13 protein-coding genes are annotated in these 15,434 nt (G+C 64.5%); 10 read left to right on the top strand and 3 right to left on the bottom strand.

Annotated features, from left to right (window positions below):
* Nucleotides 1–67 precede the first annotated feature (67 nt).
* On the bottom strand, nucleotides 68–850 hold the full coding sequence (rfbF, locus tag SR870_RS12195; RefSeq protein ID WP_322513833.1) for a glucose-1-phosphate cytidylyltransferase: 783 nt from the start codon (nucleotides 848–850) through the stop codon (nucleotides 68–70).
* Between the two features lie 190 nt (nucleotides 851–1,040).
* Here rfbF and SR870_RS12190 point away from each other — a divergent pair, with 190 nt between their 5' ends.
* The 4 genes from SR870_RS12190 to SR870_RS12175 all read left to right on the top strand — a co-directional run bounded on the left by SR870_RS12190 (nucleotide 1,041) and on the right by SR870_RS12175 (nucleotide 4,812).
* Nucleotides 1,041–2,084: an SDR family oxidoreductase gene (locus SR870_RS12190; RefSeq protein ID WP_322513832.1), complete on the top strand. Its 1,044-nt coding sequence runs from the start codon at nucleotides 1,041–1,043 to the stop codon at nucleotides 2,082–2,084.
* 55 nt (nucleotides 2,085–2,139) lie between these two features.
* Nucleotides 2,140–2,694 (top strand): dTDP-4-dehydrorhamnose 3,5-epimerase, encoded by a 555-nt coding sequence (rfbC, locus tag SR870_RS12185; RefSeq protein WP_322513831.1) that lies wholly within the window; start codon nucleotides 2,140–2,142, stop codon nucleotides 2,692–2,694.
* Between the two features lie 160 nt (nucleotides 2,695–2,854).
* Nucleotides 2,855–3,835, top strand: coding sequence for a GDP-mannose 4,6-dehydratase (gene gmd / locus SR870_RS12180; RefSeq protein WP_322513830.1), 981 nt, complete (start codon nucleotides 2,855–2,857; stop codon nucleotides 3,833–3,835).
* Between the two features lie 5 nt (nucleotides 3,836–3,840).
* Complete coding sequence (locus SR870_RS12175; RefSeq protein ID WP_322513829.1) at nucleotides 3,841–4,812, top strand: NAD-dependent epimerase/dehydratase family protein; 972 nt, start codon at nucleotides 3,841–3,843, stop codon at nucleotides 4,810–4,812.
* 13 nt (nucleotides 4,813–4,825) lie between these two features.
* Here SR870_RS12175 and SR870_RS12170 read toward each other — a convergent pair whose 3' ends face one another.
* On the bottom strand, nucleotides 4,826–6,787 hold the full coding sequence (locus SR870_RS12170; RefSeq protein WP_322513828.1) for a glycoside hydrolase family 99-like domain-containing protein: 1,962 nt from the start codon (nucleotides 6,785–6,787) through the stop codon (nucleotides 4,826–4,828).
* A 521-nt stretch (nucleotides 6,788–7,308) separates the two neighbouring features.
* Between SR870_RS12170 and SR870_RS12165 the strand changes: the two genes are divergently transcribed.
* The 4 genes from SR870_RS12165 (at nucleotide 7,309) to SR870_RS12150 (ending at nucleotide 12,087) form a co-directional block, all read left to right on the top strand.
* Entirely contained in the window at nucleotides 7,309–8,721 is a 1,413-nt protein-coding gene (locus SR870_RS12165; protein WP_322518257.1) for a mannose-1-phosphate guanylyltransferase/mannose-6-phosphate isomerase, read from the top strand.
* Nucleotides 8,722–8,787: 66 nt separating this feature from the next.
* Nucleotides 8,788–10,284 (top strand): phosphomannomutase/phosphoglucomutase, encoded by a 1,497-nt coding sequence (locus SR870_RS12160; RefSeq protein ID WP_322513827.1) that lies wholly within the window; start codon nucleotides 8,788–8,790, stop codon nucleotides 10,282–10,284.
* 111 nt (nucleotides 10,285–10,395) lie between these two features.
* Complete coding sequence (locus SR870_RS12155; protein WP_322513826.1) at nucleotides 10,396–11,589, top strand: CoA transferase; 1,194 nt, start codon at nucleotides 10,396–10,398, stop codon at nucleotides 11,587–11,589.
* Between the two features lie 135 nt (nucleotides 11,590–11,724).
* The gene (locus SR870_RS12150) at nucleotides 11,725–12,087 is read left to right on the top strand and encodes a hypothetical protein (RefSeq protein WP_322513825.1); all 363 of its coding nucleotides are present in this window, start codon (nucleotides 11,725–11,727) and stop codon (nucleotides 12,085–12,087) included.
* Nucleotides 12,088–12,089: 2 nt separating this feature from the next.
* On the opposite strand, the gene SR870_RS12145 is transcribed toward SR870_RS12150, so the two are convergent.
* Nucleotides 12,090–13,502 carry a glycosyltransferase family 4 protein gene (locus SR870_RS12145; protein ID WP_322513824.1) on the bottom strand — a complete coding sequence of 471 codons (1,413 nt, stop codon included), beginning with the start codon at nucleotides 13,500–13,502 and terminating at the stop codon, nucleotides 12,090–12,092.
* On the opposite strand from SR870_RS12145, the gene rfbB reads away from it, so the two are divergent.
* Both rfbB and rfbD read left to right on the top strand, forming a co-directional pair.
* Nucleotides 13,465–14,496 carry a dTDP-glucose 4,6-dehydratase gene (rfbB, locus tag SR870_RS12140; RefSeq protein WP_322513823.1) on the top strand — a complete coding sequence of 344 codons (1,032 nt, stop codon included), beginning with the start codon at nucleotides 13,465–13,467 and terminating at the stop codon, nucleotides 14,494–14,496. The two genes, SR870_RS12145 and rfbB, sit on opposite strands and share 38 nt — an antisense overlap.
* Before the next feature lie 42 nt (nucleotides 14,497–14,538).
* Nucleotides 14,539–15,414 carry a dTDP-4-dehydrorhamnose reductase gene (gene rfbD / locus SR870_RS12135; protein WP_322513822.1) on the top strand — a complete coding sequence of 292 codons (876 nt, stop codon included), beginning with the start codon at nucleotides 14,539–14,541 and terminating at the stop codon, nucleotides 15,412–15,414.
* The last annotated feature ends 20 nt before the right edge of the window (nucleotides 15,415–15,434 follow it).

The raw sequence follows: 15,434 nt of genomic DNA, 5'->3' as shown, positions 1-15,434 counted from the left end.
GAAACAAGCCTTTGAAAATACGGCCTCGACAACGCTGCCCTGGGATCAGCCTTGCGGAGGGCCGATGTCACCAGATCTTCCACGGGGCCTTGGACGAGGTCCAGAGTTGCTCGAGATATTGCTTGTCGCGCAGCGTATCCATCGGGTGCCAGAAGCCGTGGTGCTTGTAGGCACTGAGCTGGCCGTCGCGCGCCAATCCTTCGAGCGGTTCGCGCTCCCAGATCGTCGCGTCGCCCTCGATGTATTTGAACACTTCGGGCGACAGCACGAAGAAGCCGCCATTGATCCAGCCGAGCTCTCCGTCGGGCTTTTCCTGGAAACTCGTGACGCCGTCTCCACTGTCGAAATTCAGCGCTCCGAACCGGCCGGGAGGGCTGACCGCAGTGATGGTCGCGAGCTTGCCGTGGGCGGCGTGAAAGTCGAGCAGCGCCCCGATGTCGATATTGCCGACACCGTCGCCGTAAGTCAGGCAGAAGGGCTCATTGCCGATGTAGTCCTGAATTCTCTTGACGCGTCCACCGGTCATCGTTTCGGCGCCGGTATCGACCAGGGTGACGGTCCAGTTCTCCGCACGCTTCTTGTGGTACAAGATCGAGTTGTCGTCGAAATTGAATGTCACGTCCGATTGGTGCAGGAAATAATTCGAGAAATACTCTTTGATGAGGTAGCCTTTGTAGCCGAGGCAAATGACGAAATCATTCACGCCGTGCGCGTGGAAGATCTTCATGATGTGCCAGAGGATCGGCAGCCCCCCGATCTCGATCAGCGGTTTCGGCCGCACCGAGGTCTCTTCTGCGATACGTGTTCCCATGCCCCCGGCCAGGATCACCGCCTTCTTCACTGAAACCATTGCCTTTTCGAGCCCCGTGAAGCGGCTGGTTTGCCGCACGCCTTCAACCAAGTCAATTGGTTAGGGGGAGGGTCGACCGGACCTCGAATTGGGGGGGAATACATCTGGGACGGCCTTTCGCCTCGCCGCCCGGGTTGCTAAGACCTGCGTTCGCGGTCAGGACGGCCACCCGATTGATTGAGAGGTCTTTATGAATATCCTTGTGACCGGAAACCTGGGGTATGTCGGGGCAGTTCTCGTGCCGTATCTGCGGCGGCAATATCCGGATTCCCGCATCGTCGGATATGACACCGGCTACTTCGCGCACTGCCTGACCGCTCGCACCCGCATACCGGAGAGCTTCGCCGACGCACAGGTTTACGGCGACGTCCGGCACCTCCCCGATAGCCTGATCAAGGAGGCCGACGCGATCGTCTGTCTGGCGGCCATTTCCAACGATCCGATCGGAAACGAGCACGAGGGGCCGACGCTCGACATCAATCAGGTCGCGGTGCTCGATATCGCACGGAGGGCCGCTGAATTCGGCGTCAAGTCGTTCGTGTTCGCATCGAGCTGCTCGGCCTACGGCGCCGCCGAAGGTCCTCCCCGTCGCGAGGGGGATTCCCTGAACCCGTTGACGGCCTACGCCAAGTCCAAGGTCGGAACCGAACAGGGGCTGGCGAAGCTCGGAAACGGGAAGATGTCGATCACCGCGCTGCGGTTCGCCACGGCCTGCGGAATGTCTCCTCGCTTGAGGCTCGACCTGGTGCTGAACGATTTCGTCGCCTGCGCGATCGCGACCAAGGAGATCACCGTCCTCAGCGACGGCTCGCCGTGGCGACCGCTGATCGACGTCGCCGATATGGCGCGCGCGGTCGATTGGGCGATCAGGCGCAATCAGAACGACGGTGGCCCGTTCCTCACTGTCAACGTCGGAAGCAACGCCTGGAACTACCAGGTTCGGGAGTTGGCCGAAGCCGTCGCCGAGCAGATTCCGGGAACGCGGGTCAGCATCAACAAGGACGGCCAGCCCGACAAACGCTCCTATCGGGTCAATTTCGATCTGTTCGAGAAGATTGCCGAGGGCTACACCCCGATCGTGACCCTCGAAGAATCGATTCGCCGTTTGAAGGCCGGACTCGAGGCGATCAATTTCTCCGACGCCGACTTCCGTTCGTCCGAGATGATGCGGCTGAAGACGATTCAGAGGCATCGCAAGGAAGGCGCGCTTTCGACGGACCTGCGCTGGGCGTAAGGCGCTCGCGGCGTTGGGCGGCCCCATCGCGTGCCTGCGGCGGAGAACAGAAGTCATGCAAATTCGCGAACTCGACATTGCCGGCGTCCGATTGTTGTCGCCGAAGCGCTTCTCGGACGATCGCGGCTGGTTTTCGGAAAGCTACAACCAGAAGACGCTCGCGCAATTCGATCTGAATTGGCAGTTCGTGCAGGACAATCATTCCTATTCGAAGCACGAAGGCACGATCCGCGGCTTTCACTTTCAGGCGCCGCCGCATGCGCAGGACAAGCTGGTCCGCTGCGTCCGCGGCAGCATCGTCGACATCGCGGTCGATCTGCGCGCCGGCTCGCCGACCTATGCGAAATGGGTCGCGGCCGAACTGTCCGCCGCCAACGGCGAGCAATTGTTCGTTCCGGTCGGCTTCGCGCATGCGTTCATCACGCTCGAACCCGATACCGAGGTGCTGTACAAGGTCACCGACTTCTATGCGCCGGAATCCGATGGCGGCGTCCGCTGGGACGATCCCACCATCGCATTCCCCTGGAAGCTGCCGCCGGGCGCGCCGCATCTGTCCGCCAAGGATGCCAGGCTGCCGCGGTTGCAGGACATCGAAACGCCTTTCCGTTGAGCGGTCGAAAGGTAGTCGCCTGGTTCCGGGGGGCGCTCAAAGCGCCGTCCCGCAACGCCCGGGTCGGGGGTCGTCTCTTGACTTTCCCGGCCTGTCTGACTTCTAACCATGCTGAGATGCCCGTAATTCCGGGCCTTCTTGAACGTTTGAAAGTGGCACGATGAAGCGGGCTTTGATCACCGGCGTGACCGGACAGGATGGCGCTTACCTGGCTGCGCTGCTGCTGGAGAAGGGCTACGAGGTCCACGGCCTGGTGCGGCGGTCGAGCTCGGCGGATGTGATCGACGCCAAGCTGCGCTGGCTCGGCGTGCACAACGACGTCCGCTTCGTCGACGGCAATCTGCTGGATCTGTCGTCGCTGATCCGCGCGATGCGCGACATCAAGCCGGACGAGGTCTACAATCTGGCGGCGCAGTCGTTCGTCAAATCGTCGTGGATGCAGCCGCTCCTGACCGGGCAGGTGACCGGCCTCGGCGCCGTGAACGTGCTCGAAGCAGTACGGCTCGACGCGCCGCAGGCGCGGTTCTACCAGGCGTCGTCCTCGGAGATGTACGGCCTGATCCAGGAGCCGGTGCAGAGCGAGACCACGCCGTTCTATCCGCGGTCGCCCTACGCCGTCGCCAAGGTCTATGCCCACGGCATGACCGTGAACTATCGCGAGAGCTTCGGCCTGCACGCCAGCAACGGCATCCTGTTCAACCACGAGTCGCCGGTCCGCGGCATCGAGTTCGTGACCCGCAAGGTCACCGACGGCGTCGCCCGCATCAAGCTCGGCCAGCAGACCGAGCTGCGGCTCGGCAACATCGACGCGAAGCGCGACTGGGGTCACTCCAAGGACTACGTCCGCGCGATGTGGTTGATGCTGCAGCAGGACAAGCCGGAGGACTATGTGATCGCCACCGGCCGCACCACCACGGTCCGCGACATGTGCCGGATCGCTTTCGCCCATGTCGGTCTGAATATCGACGATCATCTGGTGATCGACCCGGATCTGTTCCGGCCGGCGGAGGTCGACGTGCTGCTCGGCAATCCCGGGAAGGCGCGCAGCAAGCTCGGCTGGGAGCCTACGATCACGCTCGAAGAGATGATCCAGGAGATGGTGGAAGCCGATCTTCGCCGGGTTCGGCAGCAGATCGGTTAGCGCCGATGAGCCCGTCGACGCCCGCGCGGCTGTTGGTCACCGGCGCCACCGGATTCGTCGGCCGTCATCTGGTCGACAGGCTTTCCGAGACCCTGCCGCAGAGCGAGATCCTGCTCGCCGACCGCCACGGCGAATCTGTCGGCGGCCATCGCCAGTGCCGCTTCGCCCGTCTCGACGTCGGCGATGCCGACGAGGTCGAGCGCCTGATCCGCGCCGAGCAGCCGACCCATATCGTTCACCTCGCCGCGGTCGCCGCGGTCACCGCCGCGAACTCCGATCAGCGGCTCGCCTGGAACGTCAATTTCGGCGGCACGCAGAATATCGCGCTGGCGGTGTCCGCGTTCGCGCCGGAGTGCCGGTTGCTGTATTGCAGCAGCGCCGAAGTCTACGGCGCCAGTTTCAAGTCGGGCCAGCCGCTCGACGAAAGCGCCTTGCTCGATCCGGTCAATCCCTATGGCGCGGCGAAAGCGGCCGCGGACATCATGCTGGGCCAGATGGCGCGAAGCTCGCTGCGGGTGCTGCGGCTTCGCCCGTTCAATCACACCGGCCCCGGCCAATCCCCACAATTCGCCATTCCCGCTTTCGCCTCGCAGATCGCCAGGATCGAACGCGGCGAACAGGAGCCGGTGATCCGCGTCGGCGACCTGTCGAGCAGGCGCGATTTCCTCGATGTGCGGGACGTGGTCGACGCCTATGTCCGGACGCTGCTGCGATTCGACGATCTGCCGAACGGCGCGGTGATCAATATCGCCTCCGGCGTCGCGCGGCCGCTGCAGGACGCGCTCGATCGACTGCTGTCGCTGACGGCGTCGAAAATCGACGTGATGGTGGATCCGCAGCGGCTGCGTCCGAACGATACGCCGGTCGCGTTCGGCAACGCCGCGCGCGCCGCCGAATGGCTCGACTGGCATCCGGCCCACGACTGGCCGGACACCATCGCCTCGGTCCTCGACTACTGGCGCGGCCAGAGCCGATAGGGCGGTTGCAACTTCATTTGATTACATAAGGGAACGTGCTGCGCCCCTTCGAGACGAGGCCGGTACCCGCGTCGGCGTTGTCGTCGATGGCGGCGAGTGTGAGCCCGGCCGCCTTGGCGCTGTAAATCACCGAACGTTCGATCGCGTGCGCGAGCGTGCCGTTTCCCTGTCCCTGTTCCGGCTCGAAATCGGCGGTTGCGAATCCCAGGGCACCGAGCGGCAGCAGCGCCCTGGTACGCGCGATGAACATCGTGCCGGCGAAGAACGTGTCCGCCTCGGGTTCGAACTCTGCGCCCATGCGCTGGGCAAGCCGGCGGACGGCGGCCTCGTTGCGTCCGAGATAGGGCTGCATCGCGAGCAGAAATTCGCTCGGACCGAGCACGCCGATGTCAGGATTCGCGTCGAACAGCGCGAGGGCGCGCTGCAATTTCTCCGGATCGGCCAGGGTCCGGAATAGTCCCTGCCGCCACGAGGCGCCGTGAGGGTCGCTCTGCGTCGCCTTGCCGTGCAGCTTCAGCACCTTGCCGTACCGCTCGTAATCGAGCGACTGCAGAACCTGGAGAAACGGGGCGACGTCGCGTCCGCGATTGTCGACCGCCACGACGGTCGCCGCCAGTCCGCGCTCGGCCACGAACGCCTCGACGGTTGCTCGCTTCTCGGTGGCGGTGGTGATGAACAGGTCGTGCGGCAGCTCCAGGCTCTCGATCCAGCCCAGGCATTCGGAAAGCAGCTCGGTGTAGTAGACGTGAACGACGACAGCGATGCGGTTCGGCTCGGCGATCCGGCCGTGCCTCAGCGCGACGCGCAGATCGGCCATCTTCGTGGCTTCGAGATTGCCGAAGCCGAACCGCCTGTCCGGTTCGAGGTGCGCGCCTTCCCCCCATTCGTTCCAGGCGTTGATGAACACGATCCGCTTGTCCGGATCGGGCTGACGCCTGGCGGTCTGGTCGATCACCGTTTCCAGAAAGTCCCGGTAGCTGTCGGGATCGGCGCCTATCAGGGTTCGGCCCGCGCCGGGACGCCTTGCCTGGTTGTCCCAGGACGGGCATACGGATCGGAACAGCAGGTAGTTCGGCTCGACGAATTCGCGCGAGCGCCGCACCAGGTCGTGATAATCGAAGACCTGTCCATCGAAATTCGGATTCAGCAACGGCGGCGCGCCGGGATAGCGTGCTAAATTCTGCTCGAGCCATCGGCTGTCGCTCGGCGCGTGCTGAAACGCGCTGTCGAGTCCCTGATCGGCCGGGTCCAGCCTTTCGTAACTCTCGCATCGCGAGACGTGGATTTCACCGATCCCGTTCTGCCGGCACCAGTCGCGCCACCGGCCCACGGTCGCTGCGGGATCGGGCAGCATCGTCGATCGCCAGACATTGATCAGCGGCTTCCCGTCGACACGGAAGTACTTCTCGCTGCGCAAATACCGGGCGATATGCGCGATGAAAGCGATATCGTCCTCCGGGCTGTACTCCTGGGAGATCAGGATTTCGTCGGCGTTGCCCGACCAGGTCCGCGACCAGTCCTCATTGGCCCAGCACAGGCAGAACTGGAAGTCGATATTTTCATTCTCGACGAAGCGCTTCAGCGGCGCCTCGAGCAAGGTTCTGCCGCTGAACCAATAGAAATAGAAGCTGAAAGCCGACAGCCCGGCGTTCTTGGCGAGCGCGACCTGCTGCTCCTGCACCTCGGGGAGGCGCAAATCATAGAAGCCGAGGTCGGCCGGCAGGTGCGGCTGATAATGTCCGACGAATTGCGGCACCGCGCGGGTGACGTTGGTCCACTCCGTGAATCCTTTGCCCCACCATTCGTCGTTCTCGGGGATCGGATAGTACTGCGGAAGATAGTGAGCGATCAGCCTGGCGGCCGAGGGCGTCCTGATCGACGATGCGGCCGAAATATACTCGGTTCGATCCGCGACATAACCGAAATGGTCACCGATGAAATTCTGAATGAGCGTCGACAAGTCGCCGTTCTTCATACTCGACACGTCCGAAAAAACACGAGTTCACGGCACGCAATGAGCGCAAATCAATAGCTGCGGTGAGAATTGCCAGTATCGGACGACACCCGGTGAGGATGTTGCATTGCGTTCGCATTCTCTACTTGAACGGCATTAGTTGCGTCAAATGATATGACGAAGACAAGTGTGACCGTCGACGGATTCAACCTCGATCGCGGGTGCGCCTGCGCACTCATCCGTTCGTGTCTTTGCCGATTTTCTGAGCAGTTCGATTTTTGACAAGGTCGCGACATTGTGGTCCCGGTCCCCAGCCAGGGACGCCTCGATCGGATGCCGCACCTCGGCTTCGACGTTGGGGTCGTCTCGATGTCGCCCCTTCCGCCCCGGTGTTTGAGGATTGACACCTTGCCGCCGATGAGCAAACCAATCGCTCGGGGCCTGTTCTAGCGCCGATTTTGCAGGCATTGGGGCCGGATCGCCAGCCGGCTGTTCTTGCCACTGCCCCGCTGCCGAGGATAACGTCGATCAACGAGGACTCGATGGACAACCGTATCATTCCCCTGATCATGTGCGGCGGCGCCGGGACCCGGCTCTGGCCGGCCTCCCGCGAGGTCCGTCCGAAGCAGTTCTTGCCGTTGTTCGGGAAGCGCTCGACGTTTCAGGAGACGCTCCTGCGGGTGTCCGATCCGGCGCTGTTCGGGCGGCCGATCGTGATGACCAACACCGGCTATCGCTTCATCGTGCTGGAGCAACTCACGGAGCTCGGCATCGAGGCCGACATTCTGCTGGAGCCGGCACGCCGCGATTCCGGCCCGGCGATCGCGGCGGGCGCGGTTCTCGCCAATCAGCGGGACCCGGATGCGGTCGTTCTGGCGCTGGCGGCCGACCACGTCGTGCGCGACACGCAGGGCTTCATCGCGGCTTGCCGCGAGGGCAAGGTCGCCGCTGATCAGGGGTACATCGTCACCTTCGGCGTGAAGCCGGAACGGCCGGCCAGTGAATACGGCTATATCTGTCCGGGCGAGCCGATCACCGGCGGCGTGCGCAGGGTCGGCAAGTTCGTCGAAAAGCCCGATGCCGAGACGGCGACGAGCTACGTCGAACAGGGTTATCTGTGGAATAGCGGCAACTTCATGTTCCGCGCGTCGGCGCTGCTCGACGAATATCGCCAGCAGGACGCCGAGAGCATCGACAGCATCACCGACGCGGTGACGGGCGCCGGCCGCGATCTCGGTTTCCTGACGCTCGAGCCGGAAGCGTTCGGCCGGGCCAAGGCGATATCGATCGACTACGCGGTGATGGAGAAGACCGCCCGCGCGGCGCTGGTGCCGGTGGATTGCGGCTGGTCGGATGTCGGTTCGTGGCATGCGGTGTGGGAATTGTCCGACAAGGACGAGCATGGCAACGCTGCGCAGGGACCCGCGGTGTTCGAGGACAGCCGCAACTGCAACGTCACGTCGGACAAGGCCCTCGTCGCGCTCGAGGGCGTCGATGATCTGGTCGTGGTGGCGACCACGGACGCGATACTGGTCTCGCGTCAGAAGGATGCCAACGGCCTGAAGCGGCTTGTCGCCAAGCTCAAGGCGGTCGCGCCGGAAGTGACCCAGCAGCATCTGCGGGTTCACCGCCCCTGGGGCAGCTACGAATCGCTCGACAACGGCGATCGTCACCAGGTGAAACGCATCGTGGTCAAGGCCGGCGGCAGGTTGTCGCTGCAGAAGCATCATCATCGGTCCGAGCACTGGATCGTGGTGCGCGGAACGGCGCTGGTCACCGTCAACGATCTGGTCAAGACCGTGCACGAGAACGAGTCGATCTACATTCCGATTGGCGCCACCCATCGCCTCGAGAACCCGGGCAAGATTCCACTGGAACTGATCGAGGTGCAGACCGGCAGCTACCTCGGCGAGGACGACATCATTCGAATCGAGGACGACTATCAGAGGGCCTGACGGCGTGCGCCCCGCGGCCCCGCGAATAGTCGATTTTCGTTCTCCCGTATTGTGAGTTGTCCGCCGATGTTTCCGACGCCCAAGCCGTCCCTGCAGCCCAACACCTACGCTTATGAATCCGAGCCGATGGTGAAGCCGACCGGCTTCCGCGAATACGACGCGCGCTGGCTGTTCGGCAAAGAGATCAATCTGATGGGCGTGCAGGCGCTGGGCATGGGGCTGGGCACGCTGATCGCCGAACTAGGTCAGCCCAAGGAGATCGTCACCGGCCATGATTTCCGCGGCTATTCGGCGTCGATCAAATACGCGCTGATCTCCGGCCTGATGGCGGCCGGCTGCAAGGTGCACGATATCGGGCTGGCGGTGACGCCGATGGCGTATTTCGCGCAGTTCGATCTCGACGTCCCCTGCGTCGCGATGGTCACCGCTTCGCACAACGACAACGGCTGGACCGGCGTCAAGATGGGCGCCAACCGTCCGCTAACCTTCGGCCCGGACGAGATGGGGCGGCTGAAGGAGATCGTGCTGAATGCGCAGTTCGCCAGCGGCGCCGGCTCCTATGTCTTTCACGAGAACTATCCGGCGCGCTACATCGCCGATCTCACCAAGCACGCCAAACTCGCGCGTAAGCTGAAGGTCGTGGTCGCCTGCGGCAACGGCACCGCCGGCGCGTTCGCGCCGCAGGTGATGGAAGCGATCGGCTGCGAGGTGATCCCGCTCGACACCGAGCTCGACCACACCTTCCCGAAGTACAATCCGAACCCCGAAGACATGGAGATGCTGCACGCGATCCGCGACGCGGTGCTGCAGCACAAGGCTGATCTTGGTCTCGGCTTCGACGGCGACGGCGACCGTTGCGGCGTGGTCGACGACACCGGCGAGGAGATCTTCGCCGACAAGGTCGGGGTGATGCTGGCGCGCGACATGTCGGCGATCACTCCCAACGCGCAGTTCGTGGTCGACGTGAAGTCCACCGGGCTGTTCGCCACGGACCCGGTGCTGCAGGCGCAGGGCGCGAAGACCGAATATTGGAAGACCGGCCATTCCTACATGAAGCGCCGCACCAACGAGTTGAAGGCGCTGGCCGGCTTCGAGAAGTCGGGCCACTTCTTCTTCAACGTCCCGCCCGGCCGCGGCTATGACGACGGTCTGGTGTCGGCGATCGCGATCTGCGAGATGCTCGATCGCGCGCCCGGCAAGTCGATGTCGGACCTCAAGAACGCGCTGCCGAAAACCTGGTCGTCGCCGACGATGTCGCCGCATTGCGACGACGAGAAGAAGTACGGCGTGATCGACGCGGTGGTGAAACATTTCGAAGCGGCGCAGGCGAACGGCGACAAGGTCGCCGGCCAGCCGATCCGCGATCTCGTCACCGTCAACGGCGTCCGCGTCACCTGCGCGGACGGCAGCTGGGGGCTGGTCCGCGCCTCGTCGAACAAGCCCGAGCTCGTCGTCGTGGTCGAAAGCCCGGTGTCCGAAGCGCGGATGCACGAGATGTTCGAGGCGGTGAACGTCGTGCTGCGCCGGCATCCCGAAGTCGGCGCCTACAACCAGACGATCTGATCGGCCCGAAGCCGCGTTTCCCAAGCTTGACGCGCTGTCCCGTGCGCCGGACTCTCTCGGCGGCGCTACACGGCGCCGGCTGCTCGATCGACCGCAAGTTCGGAGTTGTGGATGACCTTTCCTCGCGCCTCGCAGGCGCTTGCGCGCTTCACCGTGCTCGATCTGACGCGGGTCCGATCCGGGCCGACGGCGGTGAGGCAGTTCGCCGACTGGGGCGCCAACGTCATCAAGATCGACGCGCTGACCGCCGATGCCGGCGGCGAGCAGCCCGGCGGCCCGCGCCACGGCTCGGACTTCCAGAACCTGCATCGCAATAAACGCGCGATGACGCTGGACCTGAAACAGCCCGAGGGCCTCGCGGTGTTTCGCCGGCTGGTGGCGCAGGCCGATGTCGTGATCGAGAACTTCCGGCCCGACGTCAAGGACAGGCTCGGGATCGACTATGAGAGCCTGCGCGCGGTCAATCCGCGCATCATCCTCGGCAGCATTTCCGGCTTCGGTCAGGACGGCCCGTATCACCAGCGTCCGGGCTTCGACCAGATCGCGCAGGGCATGGGCGGGCTGATGTCGATCACCGGGGCCCCGGGCCAAGGGCCGATGCGGGCCGGCATACCGGTCGCCGATCTCACCGCGGGACTGTTCTGCGCGCTCGGCGTGATGACGGCGCTGCTGGAGCGCGAGGTTTCCGGCGAGGGCCAGTGGGTACAGACCTCGCTGCTGCAGGCGCAGATCTTCATGCTGGATTTCCAGGCCGCGCGCTGGCTGATGGAAGGAGACGTCCCGGGTCAGGCCGGCAACAACCATCCGACCAGCATTCCAACCGGCGTGTTCAGAACCTCCGACGGCTACATCAACATCGCCACCACCGGCGGCAGGATCTGGGAGCGTTGCGCCGAAACGCTCGGCGCGCCCGAACTGATCAGCAACCCGGACTACGCGACCGCGCCGGCGCGATCGCGCAATCGCGATGCGCTGAATGGCGACATCAACGCGCTCACTGAAAAGCAGACCAGCGCGTATTGGGTCGAAACACTGAACGCCGCGGGCGTTCCGTGCGGTCCGATCTACAACGTCGATCAGGTGTTCGACGACGCGCAGGTCCGCCATCTCGGCATCGCGCAGGACGTGCCCAATCCGGACGGCCGCACGATCCGGCTCGTCGGCCAGCCGGTGTCCTTGTCGCGCACGCCGACGCGTATGGCGGCCCGGCCGCCGGAATTCGGCGAACAGACCGACGAGGTGCTGGCGGAATTCGGATTCAGCCCGGAGGAAATCGGGGCGCTGCGACGTAACAGGATCGTCTGAGACCGTCCGCCGGCGCGCAGCGACACGATTGGGCGCTGGCCGCGGTTGTTCTTCCGCCTTTGATCCGGTCGGCGATTTGGTTTAGGTGACACGCACGGAGATCCCACCATTCGGCACCAATCCACCAATCATCGCATGGCCAGTTCGTCGGTCCGGATCGCTTCGGCGGCTTTGCTCGGCCTGCTGCTGATGTCGTGCTCGTCGATCCTCGAAGCCATTCCAGAGCCGTCCGGCCCGGCCCCGAGCCTGGCTGCCGTCGCGGCCGAACTCAGGAGGGTGGCGGCCGAGGCGAAGCTCCCCGATCCCCTGGAATTCGGAGGCCCGATCGAGGCAGCCCCGGTCACCGTGGCTCCCTGGATCATCTGCCTGCGCAGCGCGACTCCGGGGCCGGCGCGGCCGACCTACGCGCTGTTCTATCGCGACGCCAAGCTGGTGTCGTGGCGCTTTTCGGCGATCGTCGATCGCTGCGAGGAGCAGACGTTCTCGCCGCTCAACTGAACTCAGCCTGCATCATGCTGTCCGCTACGCGCTTGCCAGCGCCTGCGCGCCGCGGCGATCGCATCGATGATCCTGCTGCCATCCGCCGCCGCGCGGAGCCGTTCCAGTTGCTGCGCGCGGCCGGCCTCCAATTCGGCGCGGACCCGGGGATCATCGAGCGCGGCTTGCAGGGCGGCTGCGGTCACCTCCGGCGTCGGCTCGGCCACCACGATCGCCGCGTCGCCCGCGGTCTCGATCATCCCGGGCTCGGCGCGGATCACCAGCGGCTTGTCGAAGAACATCGCGTCGAGCAGCGGCACGCCGAAGCCTTCGTGCCGGCTCATCGAGGCGCAGACCGCGGCCGCCTGATAGAGCCGCTTCAACGCGTCCTCGCTGATGTCGTGATGAAAGCCGATCCGGCTTGCGACAGCGGGATCGAGCCTGGTGACGCCGTTCTTGAGCGCAAGCGCGTAGTCCGATTGTGCGGGGCCGCCGACGATCGCAAGACGCACCTCCCCGTCGGTTCGGGCGAGATGCGCGAACCCGGCGATCAGATCATCGATGCCCTTGTGCGGCACCAGTCGCCCGACGAACAGCACCAGGCGCTCGTCCGATTGCGCCGGCGCATCGGCCGCTGTGATGTCGTCCCAACGCTCGACGCCGATCACCGGCGGGCAGGGGATGATCTTCGTCACGTCGATTCCGGCGGCCTGATCGGCCGGCAGGTCTTCGATCAGCGCCGCCGCCGTCGCGCGCGAGTTCGCCATGATGACGTCGAACCGGCCGCACAGTCCGCGCTGCGCCAGCCCCTGTGCGACCAGATCGGCGGTGCGATCATCGGTCCCGCGGAAGAACCGTTCGGGCGTGATGTTCTGATAGAATACGATCTTCGGATTGGGCAGCGCGGCGACCGCCGGAAAGGCCGGGTCCTCGGTCGAGAACTGAAAGATGATGGTATCTTCCGGGGCTATCGCCGCAAGCGCTGCCGGCATCGGCAGGATCCGGCCGCGGTCGTCCGGATGGCAGTTCTCGGCCGCCAGCACGGCTTCGAACCCCGCGTGCCGGAGCAGAGCGCCGACCTGTTCGCAGAAGTTTCCGACTGCGTCGTTGCGTTGAATGTCGCGCGCAATGACGAAAACGCGCCCGGAATTTGCGACAGGCTTCGACGAGGTGATTGGCATAGGCAACAGATCACATGCCGAAGTCTGCATTGCAAGTTCGGCCACGGGCAGAGGCGCGCCACGCGGGGGCGCTTGAAGACAGTCCCGATTCCAACTAGAACGCCAGCGGCGGAAAGACCGGCCGATGGTTCCTTCGCTCTGTTCAATTGATTGATTTTGCGCAGTTTTCGACAGGCCTCCCGATGCGCGGACGGAGCAATTGCAAGGTGGATAGCGAATGACGACGGTTCTGGTGACGGGCGGCGCCGGCTTCATCGGGTCTGCGGTCTGCCGATATCTGATCGCCCGGACCGAAGCCCGGGTCGTCAATCTCGACAAGCTCACCTACGCGGGGAATCTGCAGTCGCTGAAGACGATCGAGAACGAGCCGCGCTATCGTTTCGTTCAGGGTGACATCGGCGATCGCGCGCTTCTGGACTCGCTGTTGCAGGAGACAAAGCCGACCCACGTCATGCATCTCGCCGCGGAATCCCACGTCGATCGCTCGATCCGCGGGGCGGGGGATTTCATCGATACCAACATCGTCGGCACGTTCCGCCTGTTGGAAGCGGCGCGGGCCTACCGCGACGGACTGAGCGGCGAGGCGCGGGACGGTTTTCGTTTCCTGCACGTCTCGACCGACGAGGTCTACGGCACGCTGGGCGATACCGGATATTTCGTCGAGACCACGCCCTATGCGCCGAACTCGCCCTATTCGGCCTCGAAGGCGGCATCGGATCATCTGGTCCGGGCCTGGTTTCACACTTATGGATTCCCGGCGCTGATCTCGAACTGCTCGAATAATTACGGGCCGTATCAATATCCGGAAAAGCTGGTCGGCCGCACCATCACCCGCGCGCTGGCGCGGCAGTCGCTGCCGGTGTTCGGGCAGGGTCTCAATATCCGCGACTGGCTCTATGTCGAGGATCACGCCAAGGCATTGTGGCTCGTCGCGAGCCAGGGCCGGCTCGGCGAGCAGTACAATATCGGTGGCCGAAACGAGCGGCGGAATATCGATCTGGTGAAGCGCATCTGCGCTCTGCTCGACGCCAAGACGGCGAACGCACCGGCCGGCGGCTATGCGTCTCTGATCGAATTCGTGGTCGACCGCGCCGGCCACGATTTCCGCTACGCCATCGATGCGACCAAGATCGAAACCGAACTGGGATGGAAAGCCGAGCATGATTTCGATTCGGGCATCGAGGCGACCGTCGACTGGTATCTCGCCAATGAATGGTGGTGGAAGCCGCTGTTGCACGGCGCGGCCTGAGCGGTCGCGGGTGATGCCGATCGCAGCCTGGCAGTGCGCCCGATGACCGTGCTGGTGTTCGGCCGCAACGGTCAGGTCGCCACCGCGCTGCTGCAGGAAGCCGAAGCGCGGGGCGTCGCGCTGCAGGCCTTGGGCCGGGCCGATGTCGACGTCTTCGATGAAGCAGCCCTCGCCGATGCCGTGACGCGTACCGGCGCCACCGCGATCATCAACGCCGCTGCCTATACGGCTGTCGACAAGGCCGAGACCGAGCGTGACGCGGCCTTCGCATTGAACGCGCAGGCGCCCGGACTGATGGCCAGGGTCTGCGCCGCGCGCAATCTGCCGTTCGTGCACCTGTCCACCGACTACGTGTTCGACGGCACGGCGCGCGGTCCCTATCGCGAGGATGATCCGTTGGCGCCGCTCGGCGTCTATGGCGCCTCGAAAGCGGAAGGCGAGCGCCTGGTGCTGCAGCACGACCCGCAGGCGATCGTGCTGCGCACCGCCTGGGTGTATTACGAGCAGGGGCAGAACTTCGTCCGCACTATGCTGCGGCTGGGCCGCGAGCGCGACGAGGTGCGTGTCGTCGACGATCAGATCGGCAATCCGACCTATGCGGCCGACATCGCCGAGACCTGTCTGGCCATCGTGGCGCGGTTGCAGGGCGGGGCGCCGCACGCGGGCGTGTTTCACTACGCGGGCAGCGGCGCAGTGAGCTGGTGCGGCTTTGCGCAGGCGATCTTCGCCGAGGCCGAGCGGCTCGGCCGCCGCACGCCGCGCTCGCTGGTCCCGATCACCACCGCGGAGTATCCGACACCGGCCAGTCGCCCCGCCAATTCGCAACTGTCGTGCGGCCGGCTGAGCGACGCGTTCGGCATTGCGCCGAAGCCGTGGGCCGAGCGGCTGCGCGTCTGTCTCGAACGAATTCCCGACTGAGCCCGCGTGTCCGCCTGCGG

This window comes from Rhodopseudomonas palustris, from assembly GCF_034479375.1.
Classification (GTDB): Bacteria; Pseudomonadota; Alphaproteobacteria; order Rhizobiales; family Xanthobacteraceae; genus Rhodopseudomonas; species Rhodopseudomonas palustris_M.
The sequence above is the reverse complement of the archived record's forward strand: the minus strand, read 5'-3'. Positions and strand labels throughout refer to the sequence as shown.

Bases quoted from the DNA above. Each gene is read 5' to 3' on its own strand.
- gmd (WP_322513830.1), top strand. From the start codon at position 2,855: ATGAAGCGGGCTTTGATCACCGGCGTGACCGGACAGGATGGCGCTTAC.
- rfbF (WP_322513833.1), bottom strand. From the start codon at position 850: ATGGTTTCAGTGAAGAAGGCGGTGATCCTGGCCGGGGGCATGGGAACA.
- rfbB (WP_322513823.1), top strand. From the start codon at position 13,465: ATGACGACGGTTCTGGTGACGGGCGGCGCCGGCTTCATCGGGTCTGCG.
- SR870_RS12165 (WP_322518257.1), top strand. From the start codon at position 7,309: ATGGACAACCGTATCATTCCCCTGATCATGTGCGGCGGCGCCGGGACC.
- SR870_RS12155 (WP_322513826.1), top strand. From the start codon at position 10,396: ATGACCTTTCCTCGCGCCTCGCAGGCGCTTGCGCGCTTCACCGTGCTC.
- rfbD (WP_322513822.1), top strand. From the start codon at position 14,539: ATGACCGTGCTGGTGTTCGGCCGCAACGGTCAGGTCGCCACCGCGCTG.
- SR870_RS12145 (WP_322513824.1), bottom strand. From the start codon at position 13,502: ATGAAGCCGGCGCCGCCCGTCACCAGAACCGTCGTCATTCGCTATCCA.
- SR870_RS12150 (WP_322513825.1), top strand. From the start codon at position 11,725: ATGGCCAGTTCGTCGGTCCGGATCGCTTCGGCGGCTTTGCTCGGCCTG.
- SR870_RS12170 (WP_322513828.1), bottom strand. From the start codon at position 6,787: ATGAAGAACGGCGACTTGTCGACGCTCATTCAGAATTTCATCGGTGAC.
- SR870_RS12190 (WP_322513832.1), top strand. From the start codon at position 1,041: ATGAATATCCTTGTGACCGGAAACCTGGGGTATGTCGGGGCAGTTCTC.
- SR870_RS12160 (WP_322513827.1), top strand. From the start codon at position 8,788: ATGTTTCCGACGCCCAAGCCGTCCCTGCAGCCCAACACCTACGCTTAT.
- rfbC (WP_322513831.1), top strand. From the start codon at position 2,140: ATGCAAATTCGCGAACTCGACATTGCCGGCGTCCGATTGTTGTCGCCG.
- SR870_RS12175 (WP_322513829.1), top strand. From the start codon at position 3,841: ATGAGCCCGTCGACGCCCGCGCGGCTGTTGGTCACCGGCGCCACCGGA.